This is a genomic window from Protofrankia sp. BMG5.30 (assembly GCF_001983005.1).
Lineage (GTDB): Bacteria > Actinomycetota > Actinomycetes > Frankiales > Frankiaceae > Protofrankia > Protofrankia coriariae.
The window spans coordinates 56,172-69,783 of the sequence record NZ_MOME01000012.1; the positions used below are offsets into that span (position 1 = coordinate 56,172).

Consider the following 13,612-nt stretch of genomic DNA (forward strand, 5'->3'; position numbering starts at 1 on the left):
CCGTGATCGCATCACTACGTTCTGTCCCGAGGCTGAAAAAACACCCTGTCGTCACGAAAAGTCATTACACGAGCCATGAGGGCACAATGGACAGAAAACCGGAACTGATCGACTTCGTTCGGGATGATGACCCTGTATCGGACAAAGATGGATCCAGGCCCACGCTGTTCGCACGCCTGCTCGCCGAGACCTCGATCTCCGACACCCGTTTCGCCCGGCAGGTCAACGAGCGCGCACGGCGGCACCGCCGGATCGAGCTCGGGTTGGCCAGGACCACGGTGGGCCACTGGCGTCGCGGCATGCGCCCCCGCGACCCCATGGTGGCCGAGCTCGCCGCCGCCGAGATGTCGGCGCTGGTGGGCTACCGGATCACCCCGACCGACCTCGGTTGGCGGGGTGAGACATTTCGCGGGGACGACTTCGGGCTCACCGTGGCCGAGCAGCCCGCGGGCACCCTTGGAACCATCGCCGGACTCTCAGGACGCGACATGCGCAGGCGAGATCTCTTGCAGGACGGAAGCGCGTTCATAGCGAGCGCCTTCGCGGACTCGGTGCTGGCCAGCCTCACCGGCGTCGTCAGGACGGTCGACGACGACACCCCGGCCACCGCCCCGACCGCAATGATGATCAGGGACATGACCGAGACCTTCCGCAAACTTGACGCCCGGTACGGCAGCGGCGAGATCCGTGGACAGGTGGTCGCCTTCCTCCACGACCGGGCCAGGACCGCGCTGGAGGCCCGGCACACCCCGGATCTCTTCGGCGCGCTGGCCGAKCTGACCCAGTTCAGCGGCTGGCTCGCCCAGGACTGTGACCGTCAGTCACTGGCACAACGCTATTACATTCAGGCGCTCGGCCTCGCCGAACACGCCGGGGACGCCATGCTGGCCAGCCGGATCCTCTCCACCATGAGCGACCAGGCCGGACGTCTCGGCCAACTTCGCCAGAGCCTCGCACTGGCCAAGGCCGCCCTCGAGCGCTCCCGCTCCGTCGCGTCCCGCTCGGTACGGGTGATGCTGCACGACAAGCACGCCTGGGCCCTGGCCCGCAACGGCGACGAGGCCGGCTGTTGCAAGGCGCTGACCGCCATGGACGCCGAGCTCGACCGGGCTGGCGGCGACGACGACCCACCATGGTCCGCGCACTACAACGAGAYGGACGTTGCCGAGTGCAAGGGCCACTGCTTCATGCTGCTCGGGTGGACCCAGCAGGCCGAGCCCCTGCTGCTGGAGTCCCGCGCCCGGCAGCTTCCGTCCCGGACCCGCACCCGCAGCTATGCCGAGGCGGATCTCGCCCTGTCCTATCTGCGCAGGCCCGGCCCGGATCTCGAAGCCGCCCTGGACGCCGGGAACCGCGCGGTCGACCTGGCGAGCAGTCTCGACTCCGCCCGGATCACCGAGAAGCTGCGCGATCTCGACCGCGAGCTGAGCCGGCACGACGACGTCGTCGCCGTCCGGGAGTGGCGCCGGCACGCCGCGCCGCTGGTGACCCGCCCCGGCGTCCCCACCAGGGTGGCCGCGACAGCCATCTCCGCGTGACCGGCCGAAGCCGCGGACCGGATCCGCAGGGAGCTTCACGGGCATGAGCTCCACGGCAACGCGTTCAACATCGTACATCGTATAAATCAGTACAGAAATTGATATATCAGTACAGAGAGGTACAAGCAGAGCCGTATGAGAAAGCCATAACGCGACAGATGTGAACAGGCCAGGGGCGAACTGGCCTGTGACGGCGAACGAGCCCTGTGACGGGCAGCCGGGGCGTGACGGCCCACGGCGCCCGTCACCGCGGTTGCGCTCACCGCTGGTAGACTATTACGCACCGTTGCCTGTCGGACGCATTCCGTTGGTACTGCAACGGACCGAACCATGGCGGACGAGACCCCGTTTTGTTACATCTTTACGCCGCTTTCGTACCCGTCCCGTAGCCCTCCCGTAATACGTCATATAAGTCACACCTTTTGCTGTCTGTGGAGAGCCGCCGACACGTTGTGGTTACCAGTGCGTAGGGTCGGGTTTCATGGTCAGGCACGAAGCGGCGACGACGCCCCGCCACACCACCGGGCCCCGCAACATCGCTGAACCCCGCCACACCGCCGGGGCCACCCCCACGTCCGATGACCACAACACCCTGCTCGCCTGGGCGGTCTTCGGGGAACGGACCGTACCGGGGGTGTGGTTCGAGCGGTACTGGTTCAAACGGCACGAGGCGGCCTATGCCGCGTTTGCCCCCTTCACCACCGGGGCCGTGGTCGTCGAGGCGGGCTGCGGCGAGGGGTACGGCGCGGCGATGCTGGCGAGGTCCGCCTCCCGGGTCATCGCGGTCGACACCGCCGCCGACGTCGTCGAGCACGTCCGGCGCACCTATCCCGCCACCACCCCTGTCCGCGCCGATCTCCAGCGGCTGCCGTTCGCCGACGCCACCGCCGAGGTCGTCGCGAACCTGCAGGTCATCGAGCATCTCAACGACCAGGAGGCGTTCCTGGCCGAGTGCGCCCGGGTGCTGCGCCCGGCCGGCACGCTGGTGCTGACGACCCCGAACCGGCTGACCTTCTCACCGGGGCTCGACACTCCCGCGAACCCTTACCACACCCGGGAGCTCGCCCCCGACGAGCTCGTCTCCCTCCTCGAGGAGCATTTCGTGGTCACCCGCCTGTGGGGCGTCTGGCACGCGCCGCGACTACGGGCCTGGGAGCGCCGCAACGGCGCGATCGTGGACGCCCAGCTCGCCCGCCCCTACCCGCAGTGGTCCGCCGCGCTGGCCGAGCGGGTACGCCGCACCGCCATCGACGACTTCGCCCTGCACCCGGACACCGCCGACACCCCGATCACGGCCTGTCTCGACCTGGCCGTGGTCGCCTACCGCCGGCCATGAGCCACCCGGCACGGCCCGCGGCGCCGACCCCGGCCGCTTCCCCGACCCCGACCGCTTCCCCGACCCCGACCATTTCCCCGACCCCGACCCGCGGAGCGGCCCGGACGCCGGCCGAGCCGGTCGGAACGTTCTGCCTGGTGCTGCACAGCCATCTGCCGTGGGTCGCGCACGCCGGCGCGTGGCCGGTCGGCGAGGAATGGCTCTACCAGGCCTGGACCGGTGCCTACCTGCCCCTGCTCGACCTGCTCGAGCGTCTCGCCGACACCGGCCAGCGCAACGTGCTCACCCTCGGCGTCACACCCGTGCTGGCCGCCATGCTGGACGACCCGTACTGCCTGTCCGGACTGGCCAGGTGGGTGGCGGACTGGCAGCTTCGGGCGCAGGGGGCACTGGTGGACGGCGTGCCCGGCGCGGGCCACGAAGGCGCGCTGGCCACCGCCGCCCTGCGCGCCGTCGAGGGCCGCTGGCGGCACGGGGCGTCACCGCTGCTGCGCCGCCTGGCCGACGCCGGTGTCGTCGAACTGCTCGGGGGGCCGGCGTCCCACCCGGTGCTGCCGCTGCTGGACGAGCGGATCGTGCCGGTCCAGCTCGGCGCCGGCCTCGACGACGCCGCCCTACGCCTCGGTACCCGGCCCCGCGGGATCTGGGCGCCCGAGTGCGCCTACCGGCCGGGGCTGGAACGGCACTACGCCGCCGCGGGTGTGACCCACTTCGTGGTGGACGGCCCGACCGTCGGCGGCGAGACCGCCGGCGCCTACGACGTCGCGGGCAGCGGCGTGCTGGCCTTCCCCCGCGACCTCGGCGTCTCCTACGAGGTGTGGTCGCCCACCGCCGGCTATCCCAGAGGCGCGTGGTACCGCGACTTCCACACCTTCGACCACGGCAGTGGCCTGCGGGTGTCCAGGGTGACGTCCGTGGACACCCCGCCCGGGCGCAAGGCGCCGTACGAACCCGCCGCCGCCCGCCGGGCCGCCGCAGACGACGCCGCGCGCTTCGTCGGTGTGCTCCGGCGGCGGCTGACCGAGCTGGCCGCGGCCAGGGACGGCCGCCGCGCGCTGGTCGTGTGCGCCTTCGACACCGAACTGTTCGGCCACCACTGGCACGAGGGGCCGGCGTTCCTGGAAGCGGTCCTCACCCTGCTGCCCGACGCCGGCATCCAGGCTGCGACGCTGTCACAGGCGGCCGCGGCCGGGCACGTCGATGGCGCCCGCGACCTGCCGGCGGGCTCCTGGGGGCGCGGCAAGGACTTCCACGTCTGGGCGGACGTGACCGACCTGGCCAAGCTCGCCGCCGAGGTGAACGGGCGGYTGGTCGAGGTCGTGACCGCCGCCGCCCACCCGGCCGAGCGGGACGACGTCCTCGACCAGATGGCACGGGAGGCGTTCCTCACCAGCGCCAGCGACTGGGCGTTCTGCGTCACCCACGACAGCGCCGCGGACTACGCCAGATCCCGGGCCTACACGCACGCGGGGCGTTTCGACGCACTGGCCGACACGGTCCACGCCCGCGACCGGCTCGCCGCCACCAGGCTCGCCCGCCACTACCGCACCCTGGACCACCCCTTCCCGGCCCTGGACGCCCGCCGGCTCACCAGGGCCTGACCGCTGCCGGCCAACCGGGGAAGATCGGCGCGAGTTTGTCGGCGTGTACGCCAATGCGGTGGAAAAACGTACAGAACGACAAACTCGCTTGGATCATGGTCCATACGGACGGTTGCGGACGGGGTCAGTGTGCGGTCGGCCGCGATGTCGGTGTGTACTCGGCCGCAGTGTCGGATCCGCGTCCCACCCTGGTGGCCGCGGCGGCCATCCCTACCGGCAACCTGTTGTCATGACCTCCCCGCATCCGGAGACCGGTTCCGACCTGCCCGTGTTCCCCGGCGAGCCGGACAGGCCGGGGGCGAAGGACCGCGCCGCCGCCGTGATACCGCCACGAACCCTGACGATCTTTCTCTCCTGGGTGGTCGCCGGCACCCTCGTGATCATCACCGCGGGCCGGCTGCTCCATCTGGACGACGTGCTGAGCTGGCCGTACTCGGGGATCAACGCGTTCGCCCCGGTCGAGTACCTGCCCGCCTACGTGGCGCTGGCGGCCGCCTTCGCGCTGCGGCGCAACCGGTTGCTGGTCGTCTCGCTGCTGGCCGTCATCGCCCATCTGGCCTTCACCGTGCCCGAACTGTGGCCGGGCAGGCCCGAGGCCGTCCCCGCCGGCGCGGCAAAGGTACGGATCATGACGTCCAACCTGCTGTACACCAACGGCGACGCCGGGCGGCTCGGCGCCCAGATCACCCGTGCCCGGCCCGACATCGTCGTGCTGGAGGAGGCCACCCCGCTCACCCTGGACGCGGTGACAAAGTCCGGCGTGCTGGACGGCTACGCCTACCGGGAGGCGCATCCGCGGCCGGATCCGTTCGGGGTGGCGGTGTTCTCCCGGTTCCCGCTCGTCCAGGCGGAGCTGCCGATGGTCGCCGACCTGCCGTCGCTGCGGATGACGGTCCGGGTGGACGCCACCCGCCAGTTCCGGCTCTTCGCCGTCCACACGGTGTCACCGACGAGCCGCGACTACGCCGCCCGGTGGCGACGGCAGCTGGACGCCCTGCGGGCGGAGGCCGCCCTCTCCCCTGTCCCGGTGGTGTTCGCCGGTGACTTCAACGCCACCCGCGACCACCGGCCGTTCGCGCGCCTGCTCGACGAGCGGCTGCGGGACGCCCACGACGTGGCCGGCGCCGGCTGGACCCCGACCTGGAACGCCAACCACCTGGCTCTGCCACCGCTGCTACGGATCGACCACGTGCTGGCGTCACCGCAGTTCGCCGTCACCGGCTATCAGGTGGGCGACAAGATCGGCAGCGACCACAAACCACTCGTGGTCGACCTCGCCCTGCGCTGAGCCCTCGCCGTGCAGCCGTGCCTGCGCCGTGCGCCGTGCGCCGTGCGCCGAAGCGGCCGGCCGGGCCGGGTCAGCCGGCGGCCGTCCAGACGGCGAGACCGGTGCCGCAGGACGCGCAGAAGTTCTCGGTCGGACGCGGCGGTGTCTCGCAGGTCAGGCAGTGCCGGCTGCCGGCCCGCACGGCATAGATGCCCTCCAGGATCTTGCGGGGCTCGTCCTCGTGCAGCCACTCGTCGAAGTAGCGGGCGCGCTCGACCGCGAGCGGATGGGATCCGGTGGTGCGGATCCGCAGTCGGTGGAGCCGGGCGAGCGCGCTCTCCTCGACCATGTCCTCGAGCAGCCGGGCCTGCTCGAGGAAGGCCTCCGGGTTCATCTGGTCCAGCCAGCGGGTCGYGCCGCCGGCGAGCTTCATCATCATCCGGACGCACGGGCCGGGATCCTGGACGGCGAGCATCGCCGCCCGGTCGGCGGTCAGCTCCGCCTTGCGGGACCAGGCCGCCAGGCCCGCTCCCAGCCCGAAGGAGACGACGTTGCCCATGGCGGCGCCCGCCCTGCGGGCCACCCCCGCGCCCATGGCACCGCCTACGATGCGGGCCATCGTCCCGTAGAGGACGTGGCCGCACTTGACGTGGCCGAGCTCGTGCGCGATCACGGCCAGCAGCTCGTCGGTGTCCATGATGTCGAGCAGGTCGGTGAACAGCACCACGTAGGGCCGGGTGTGCCCGGCGGTGTAGGCGTCGACCGGGCCGCGCCGGACGTAGAGCTCGGGCTCCGGAACGTCCAAGATCGCGCACGCCTCGCGCAGGATCGCGTAGATCTCCGGGAGCTGGTTCGGCCCCACTTTCACGCTGGACGCCGTGTGCTCCACGTAGTGGCCGCGTTCCACGCCCCATTCGATGTATTTCGYCACGGCCCGGTCGAACCCGGGAATCCGCTGCAGCGTACGGGTGGCCCGCCGGTCGAGAGGATGCCGAAAGGCATCGGGGTCGAGCCCCGGCAACCGGACCCGCCCGCCTTTTTCTGGCCGGTCGGCGACCTGTCGGCTCGTTTCAGTGAAATCCACCGGTAGCTTTCGGATGTTTACGATGTCGTCGGCTTCGGCCATCCTCAACCTCTCGGGACACCCGCCCGGGCCGCTGTTGTCGGCCACCTTGTCGATCGACAATTGTTGATCGCTGTACCTGCCGATCGCCGTACTTGTTGATCGTCGTACTGGTCGATCACCATATTATCGATCTAAGCGGGACGTCAGACGACATAATAGAGCCCGCCGGAAGGTCGCGAAAGCCCCACCCACGGTGGTGACGAAGTCGACTTTCCGACATCATGTCGATCATCGTGTTGACCATTGTGCCCGTCACCGGGCCGATCACCGGTTCGACCGCCGGCGCGACAGGTCATCCCTGACGGGGGCGACCGGCCTCGGCGCGGGCCGCGATGACCCCGGCGGCGGCCGCGGCCGTCTTGCGGGCGATGTCGGCCAGAGCCGCCCGCTTCGCCTCGGCGGCCTGGTAGTCCGCTGTCCGGTTACGCACGACACGGGCGGGCACACCCACCGCGACCGACATCGGCGCGATGTCGGCGTTCACCACGGCACCCGCGGCGATCACCGATCCCGGGCCGACGCGGGTCCCGCGCAGCACGGTGACCTTGGTGCCGATCCACACGTCCGAGCCGATCCGCACCGGGGACTTCACGATGCCCTGGTCCTTGATTGGCACGTGAATATCGTCGAACACGTGATCGAAATCTATGATGTACACGTCGTCCGCGATCAGGGATTTTGCGCCGATTTCGACGTCAAGATAGCAGTTGATGGTGCTGTTCCGTCCGAGGACACATTTGTCGCCGATACGCAGGTTTCCCTCGTGGCAGCGGATCCGACTGTTGTCACCGAGGTGCACCCAGCGGCCCAGCACGATCCTCCCGTAGCCGGGRCGCCCCTCGAGGACCACGTTCTTCCCAAGAAAAACGAAACCCTCGGTCACCACCTGCGGATACCGTAGCCGAAACAGCGCGAACCGCCAGTACCGGTGCAGGTAGAAAGGCGTCCAGGCCCGATGGCGGACGATCCAGCGCACCGCGGAGAACGTGAGGAAACGCTCCTGCCGGGGATCTCCGCCCGAGCGGCGGCCGAGTATTCTCACCGGTGTGGATCCGGCGCCCGGACACCGGTGACGAGAGCGTTGTAGAAAAGACCGGAAGGCACCACCCGGGAAGCGTACCGGGCGTCGAAGGCGGCAAGGCGCTGCCAGGTCCGGTAGACGCGCATCCGGTAGCCGAAGCCGAGCTTCGACTCGGCGACGGCGCATTCGAAGGTGCGCACCGGCCAGCCGAACCAGGCCGCGGTGAGCTCCTCCGTGCGCACCTTCACCTCGGCCGCGCCGGCGCGGCGCGCCAGCGCGGCCAACTCCGCCGGGACGAAGGTGTGCAGGTCCACCACGGACTCCAGGGCGTGCGCGGCGGAACTGGCCGCGAGCTCCTCGGCCGGCCGGGCCCAGTCCCGCAGCATCGGCAGCCTGGTCACCCGGGTGGTCGCCCACCAGGTCGCCCGCGACAGCCGGCGGGCCACCACGTCGCCGTAGCGGGTCGGCTCCCCCGCGAACACGAACCGCCCACCCGGCCGCAGTACCCGCAGCACCTCCCGCAGCGCCCGCTCGACATCCGGGATGTGGTGCAGGACGGCGTGCCCCACCACCAGGTCGAAACTCGCGTCCGGGTACGGGACGAACTCGGCGTCGGCGACCCGGCCCGCGACCGTCAGGCCCAGGTTCGCGGCGTTGCGGGTCGCGGTGGCGACCATCCCGGGGCTGATGTCGCTGACGTGCGCCCCGTCGCGGGCGACCACCCCGGCCTGCACCAGGTTGAGCAGGAAGAACCCGGTGCCCGCGCCGATCTCGAGGGCGTTCGGGTAGGGCCAGCCGGTTCTCCCGGCGATGGTGACGAACCTGTCCCGGGCGTAGTCGATGCAGCGGTCGTCGAACGAGATCGACCACTTGGCGTCGTAGGAGTCGGCCTCGGCGTCGTGGTAGATGATGTTCGCCTGTTTGGGGTCGTTCCAGGCCGCCCGGATGTCGGACGCCGACGGCCCGGCCGCCCGGCCCGGCCCGGCCGTCTCGGATTCCTGGTCCGTTCCCGGCACCCGGTCCGTCCCGGCTTCCGGGTTCGCCTCGCCTGCCCGGGGCACGTCCACGGCGTCGTCCATGGCGTTCAGCGGCCGACGAAATCAGCCTTGCCGGGACCGCGCTCGACGAAGGAGTCCAGGCCGATGCGCCTGTCCTGCGTGCCGAACAGCCCGGCGAACAGCGACGTCTCCAGGCGCAGCCCCTCGGACAGCCCGCTGTCCAGCCCGTCGTCGATCGCCCGCTTGGCCGCCCGCAGCGCGACCGCCGGCCCGTCGACGAACCGGGCGACGAGGGAGCGTGCCTCGGTGTAGACGTCGTCGGGGGCGACCAGCCGGTCGGCGAGACCGATCTCCTTGGCCTCGGCGGCCCGGACCTGCCGGCCAGTGAAGATCAGATCCTTGGCCTTCGCCACCCCGATCAGCCGTGGCAGCCGCTGCGTCCCGCCCGCGCCCGGGATGATGCCGAGCAGGATCTCGGGCTGTCCCGCCTTGACGTTGTCCCCGAAGACCCGGAAGTCGGCGGTCAGGGCGAGCTCCAGGCCACCGCCGAGGGCGTAGCCGGTCACCGCGGCCACCACCGGTTTCGGGATCCGGGCCACCGCCTCGAACGTGGTGGTCAGCTCGGTCACCCACGTCAGGATCTCCGCGTGGTCCAGCGGAGCCATCTCCTTGACGTCGGCCCCGGCCGCGAACACCTTCGGGCCGCCGTAGATGATGACCGCCCGCACGTCCGTCCGCCTGGTCGCCTCGTCGGCCGCCGCGCGCAGCCCGGCGGTGACCTCGCTGTTGATGACGTTCATCGGGGGCCGATCCAGCCTGATCGTGCCAACACCGCCGTCGACGTCGAACCCCACGACCGCCACCGACCGACCTCCTCGATCATTCCCGGCTTCCGGCGGCGTACGGCCCATCCGTCGCCCCACCGTTGGCCAACTGTCATCCGCTGGTACCCGTGCCGGGCCCGTGACGTCCAGACGGCACCCCTGATTCAGGCAGCCTAAGCCCTGACGACTCGATCTTCACGGATACGCGACGATTACGTTTCCGACACCTTTTGGCGGCTATGGCGCGTTCGGCAGCCGTGACGACCCGATCCTGATGATCGGATCCCACCGAATCGCGGCACCGCCGGCCACCCACGGCCCCTCCCACCGGCGGGAGTAACCGGACAGCAGTGACCGGAATCGGGCGCCGGTAACATGCCGCGGCTACCGTCACGGAGGTGACGCCACGATTCCGCGTTCGTGACAGCACCGATCAGCCCAACACCGATCGGCCCAAGGCCGGTCAGGCCGCTGCCGCCCGGCGCGGGCTCGTGCTGCCCGGGTCGCCCGAGCCGCTGGGGGTCCACTGGGACGGCCGGGGTGCCAACGTCGCGGTGGCGGCCCCGAGCGCGGACGCGGTCGAGATCTGCCTGTTCGACACCCGGGGCCGGGAGAAGCGCCACCGGCTGCCCGAACGGGGCGGCGGGGTCTGGTACGGCTACCTGCCCGGGGTCGGGCCGGGCCAGCGTTACGGGCTGCGGGCACACGGGCCCTACGCCCCCGAACGCGGTCTGCGTCACAACCCGGCCAAGCTGCTCGTCGACCCCTACGCGCGGATGCTGACCGGTTCCCTCGTCCCACATCCCGCGATCCACGGTTTCGAGGAGGCCGACCCGTACGCGGCCGGCCCCGACGGGCACGACTCCGCGCCCTTCGTCCCGGTGTGCGTGGTGGTCGACGGCCGCCGCCGCCCGACCGGGAAGCGCCCGGCCATCCCCTGGCCCGAGACGGTCATCTACGAACTGCACGTGAAGGGGTTCACCCGGACGCATCCGGACGTCCCGCCGGCGCAGCGCGGCACCTACGCAGGCCTGGCCCACCCGGCGGTCATCGACCACCTGCGCACGCTCGGCGTCACCGCGGTGGAACTGCTCCCGGTCCACGCGCACGTCCCGGAGCCGGCCCTGTCCCAGCGCGGCCTGACCAACTACTGGGGCTACAACACCGTGGGCTTCTTCGCCCCGCACCCGGGCTACGCGGCCACGAACAACCCGGTGGCCGAGTTCCAGTCGATGGTGGGCGCGTTACACGCGGCCGGGATAGAGGTCATTCTCGACGTGGTGTTCAACCACACCGCCGAGGGCGACGAGCACGGCCCCACCCTGTCGCTGCGCGGCCTGGACAACACGACCTACTACCGGGTGGACCCGGGCGACCCACGTCGCTACCGGGACGTCACCGGCTGCGRCAACACGGTGAACACCGCGTCCCCGCACGTGGTGAAGCTGATCACGGACTCGCTGCGCTACTGGGTCACCGAGATGGGCGTGGACGGGTTCCGCTTCGACCTGGCGACGGCGCTCGCGCGCAGCCCCGACGGCTTCGACCCGGCGGCGCCGCTGCTGACCGCCATCCACGCCGACCCGCTGCTGTCCACCGTCAAGCTCATCRCCGAGCCCTGGGACGTCGGCTGGGGCGGCTACCAGGTGGGCGCGTTCCCGGCGCCGTGGGCGGAGTGGAACGGCCGCTACCGGGACACCGTGCGCGCGGCATGGACGCGCGGTGCCTCCACCGTGGCCGACCTGGGCTACCGGATCACCGGATCAAGTGATCTGTACCACCATTCGGGCCGCCAGCCGTGGGCGTCGGTGAACTTCGTCACCGCGCACGACGGCTTCACCCTCGCCGACCTCGTCTCCTACGACCACAAGCACAACGAGGCCAACGGCGAGGACAACCGCGACGGCGACGACCACGGCAACTCGGCGAACTTCGGGGTGGAGGGGCCCAGCGACGATCCGGCCGTGCTGGCCTGCCGGCGGCTGGTCCGCCGCTCGCTGCTGGCGACCCTGCTGCTGTCGGCGGGGGTGCCGATGCTGCTCGCCGGGGACGAGCTCGGCCGTTCCCAGGGCGGCAACAACAACGCCTACTGCCAGGACAACGCCACCTCGTGGCTGCGCTGGCCCACCCGCACCGCCCCGGCGCCCGACGGCCGCCTCCTCGACGGTCACGCCCCCGGGCGCGCCCTGCCCGCCGGCACCTCCGGCGAGGACGGCCCGGCACCCGCGGACGGCCTGCCCGCGCCCGACCCGGCCGGGCCCGACCTGATGCTGCTGCCGCTGGTCAGCGGCCTGATCGCGCTACGGCGCCGCTCCCCGACGCTGTGCCGACGGACGTTCTTCCAGGGCGGCTCCTCCACCGCCGGGACAGCCGCGGACATCACCTGGTTCCGCCCGGACGGCGCGGTCATGTCGGACGCGGACTGGAACTCCCCGAACGTCCGCACGGTCGTCGCCCACCTGTGCGGGACGGCCCTCGGCTGGCGCGCGCCGGACGGCATCGCGGCCACCGGCGACAGCTTCCTGCTCGTCCTGCACCCGGACAGCGACCCGGTGACCGTCGTCCTGCCAGGCCAGCCGTGGGCGTCGGCCTACGCGCTGCTGCTCGACACCAGCGCGGACGACCTCGCAGGCTTCCCCGCCACGCTCGACACCCCGTCACGGCCCCTCGACGCCGGCGAACACCTACCCGTCGCCGGCCGCGCCGTCCTCCTCCTGCGCGCCACCGAATGAGCAGAACCAGTCACTCCCATTTGGCGGCCGAAACCCTGAAGGTATCCGGCCCGATGGTGATGACGACCTCGGCCATCCGGGCCAGGTGGTAAACGATCGCGTCGATATGGGTACTGATGACGTCGACCGCGTCCGGTTCCGGACACCGCAGTCCAGATTTGCTGACCAAAGGTTCGCCTCTGTCGCCATTGTGCGAACCTCCGGTCATGGCTGACGATGGCGGCGCCCTGGTTGTGGCCGTACACGGCGAGGTCCTCGTCATGGACCAGATGAAGACCCACCTCGAAAGCGCTCCGACACTCGTGCCCATACCCGATCAGGACGCCGCGAACAGCCGCGTCCACATCGTGATCGAGAATGAACCGCAAGAAGAATCCACCCGGCCTGACGACGGGCGGCCTCGATGTCGTCCGGAGTCAGTTGCGGATAAGCCTGAATGATCCGCTTCGTGCCATATCCCCGGTCGAGATAGGCCATGACCGCGGCAACGGGTATCCGCGTTCCGGCAAAAACGGGCTGTGCGCCCCGTACCCGTTGACGGCGCTGAATCTGACCGGCGTCCCGCGTCCGGTCGTTTTCACCGACCTGCCGCAGGAGATTCATGCGAATCGCCTCGAGCTGGAGAACCTGACTGTAGACGAGCTGCCCGGGCTGCCGATCCCCCTCCCAGCTCCCGTCGGGGTGCTGGAAACAGATTTCGTTTCCTCGGACGGAGAAACGCAACTCGCTGAGCGGTGCCCGATAGTGCGCCTGCAGGTATTGAACGACCCGTCGGACGTGCTGGAGACTGACGCCGCCCTGCCGTAGTTCGGCGACCACGCGCAACTGGACAAGCCCGTTGATGTCGTAGCCGCGCCGATTCCTGGCCCTGATTAACCGGACCGGCATTAACCACGCGAACCGTCCGACCATACCGAGACGCCGGGCCGGATTTCCTGCTCTTCACAGTCGGCCAGAAATCGCAGTCCTCTGATTGTAGAGAGCTATTGCCGACGGCGACGACCAGGATGATCGGCTCTTTGTCCTGGATGTCGTACATAATGCGGTGGACACCGGTGCGTACCCGCCGTTCGTCGGCGCCACCGACCAACTGCCGGGCGAGCGGCGGGTGAGGACTGTCGGCGAGCAGGTCGATCACGGCCTGTACACGGCGCCGCGCGACGGGGTCG

The 13,612-nt window shown here is 70.4% G+C and carries 11 protein-coding genes and 1 pseudogene; 5 read left to right on the forward strand and 7 right to left on the reverse strand.

Going from position 1 to position 13,612, the window contains the following annotated elements; translation table 11 throughout:
- The first annotated feature begins 86 nt into the window (after positions 1-86).
- The 4 genes from BL254_RS07930 to BL254_RS07945 all read left to right on the forward strand — a co-directional run bounded on the left by BL254_RS07930 (position 87) and on the right by BL254_RS07945 (position 5,763).
- A complete protein-coding gene (locus tag BL254_RS07930) occupies positions 87-1,538 on the forward strand; it encodes a transcriptional regulator (protein ID WP_076842954.1) in 1,452 nt (483 codons plus the stop codon).
- A gap of 481 nt (positions 1,539-2,019) precedes the next feature.
- A complete protein-coding gene (locus tag BL254_RS07935) occupies positions 2,020-2,874 on the forward strand; it encodes a bifunctional 2-polyprenyl-6-hydroxyphenol methylase/3-demethylubiquinol 3-O-methyltransferase UbiG (RefSeq protein WP_083730918.1) in 855 nt (284 codons plus the stop codon).
- A complete protein-coding gene (locus BL254_RS07940) occupies positions 2,871-4,475 on the forward strand; it encodes a 1,4-alpha-glucan branching protein domain-containing protein (RefSeq protein WP_083730919.1) in 1,605 nt (534 codons plus the stop codon). Before BL254_RS07935 ends, BL254_RS07940 begins: the two co-directional genes overlap by 4 nt.
- Before the next feature lie 229 nt (positions 4,476-4,704).
- Positions 4,705-5,763, forward strand: a complete 1,059-nt coding sequence (locus tag BL254_RS07945) for an endonuclease/exonuclease/phosphatase family protein (RefSeq protein ID WP_076842955.1) — start codon at positions 4,705-4,707, stop codon at positions 5,761-5,763.
- A 70-nt stretch (positions 5,764-5,833) separates the two neighbouring features.
- Here the strand turns inward: BL254_RS07945 and BL254_RS07950 are convergent, their stop codons facing one another.
- The 4 genes from BL254_RS07950 to BL254_RS07965 all read right to left on the reverse strand — a co-directional run bounded on the left by BL254_RS07950 (position 5,834) and on the right by BL254_RS07965 (position 9,750).
- A complete protein-coding gene (locus tag BL254_RS07950; protein ID WP_254857902.1) occupies positions 5,834-6,826 on the reverse strand; it encodes a M48 family metallopeptidase in 993 nt (330 codons plus the stop codon).
- Positions 6,827-7,160: 334 nt separating this feature from the next.
- On the reverse strand, positions 7,161-7,910 hold the full coding sequence (locus tag BL254_RS07955; protein WP_047221317.1) for a DapH/DapD/GlmU-related protein: 750 nt from the start codon (positions 7,908-7,910) through the stop codon (positions 7,161-7,163).
- Complete coding sequence (locus tag BL254_RS07960) at positions 7,907-8,968, reverse strand: class I SAM-dependent methyltransferase (RefSeq protein ID WP_235433219.1); 1,062 nt, start codon at positions 8,966-8,968, stop codon at positions 7,907-7,909. The genes BL254_RS07955 and BL254_RS07960 overlap by 4 nt, the downstream gene beginning before the upstream one ends.
- Positions 8,969-8,973: 5 nt before the next feature.
- Positions 8,974-9,750 carry an enoyl-CoA hydratase/isomerase family protein gene (locus BL254_RS07965; RefSeq protein WP_047221316.1) on the reverse strand — a complete coding sequence of 259 codons (777 nt, stop codon included), beginning with the start codon at positions 9,748-9,750 and terminating at the stop codon, positions 8,974-8,976.
- Between the two features lie 359 nt (positions 9,751-10,109).
- Between BL254_RS07965 and glgX the strand changes: the two genes are divergently transcribed.
- Entirely contained in the window at positions 10,110-12,443 is a 2,334-nt protein-coding gene (gene glgX, locus BL254_RS07970) for a glycogen debranching protein GlgX (RefSeq protein ID WP_083730920.1), read from the forward strand.
- A gap of 10 nt (positions 12,444-12,453) precedes the next feature.
- On the opposite strand, the gene BL254_RS27625 is transcribed toward glgX, so the two are convergent.
- The 3 genes and pseudogenes from BL254_RS27625 to BL254_RS29300 all read right to left on the reverse strand — a co-directional run.
- Positions 12,454-12,651: a hypothetical protein gene (locus BL254_RS27625; protein WP_139342217.1), complete on the reverse strand. Its 198-nt coding sequence runs from the start codon at positions 12,649-12,651 to the stop codon at positions 12,454-12,456.
- A gap of 50 nt (positions 12,652-12,701) precedes the next feature.
- A complete protein-coding gene (locus BL254_RS29295) occupies positions 12,702-13,355 on the reverse strand; it encodes a DUF433 domain-containing protein (RefSeq protein ID WP_083730921.1) in 654 nt (217 codons plus the stop codon).
- A gap of 130 nt (positions 13,356-13,485) precedes the next feature.
- Positions 13,486-13,581, reverse strand: a pseudogene (locus BL254_RS29300) (plasmid stabilization protein); the annotation flags it as partial.
- Positions 13,582-13,612 lie beyond the last annotated feature (31 nt).

Excerpts from the sequence above, each read along its gene's own strand:
- BL254_RS07935 (WP_083730918.1), top strand. The coding sequence starts at position 2,020 with ATGGTCAGGCACGAAGCGGCGACGACGCCCCGCCACACCACCGGGCCC.
- BL254_RS07945 (WP_076842955.1), top strand. The coding sequence starts at position 4,705 with ATGACCTCCCCGCATCCGGAGACCGGTTCCGACCTGCCCGTGTTCCCC.
- BL254_RS07960 (WP_235433219.1), bottom strand. The coding sequence starts at position 8,968 with ATGGACGACGCCGTGGACGTGCCCCGGGCAGGCGAGGCGAACCCGGAA.
- BL254_RS27625 (WP_139342217.1), bottom strand. The coding sequence starts at position 12,651 with ATGACCGGAGGTTCGCACAATGGCGACAGAGGCGAACCTTTGGTCAGC.
- BL254_RS29295 (WP_083730921.1), bottom strand. The coding sequence starts at position 13,355 with ATGGTCGGACGGTTCGCGTGGTTAATGCCGGTCCGGTTAATCAGGGCC.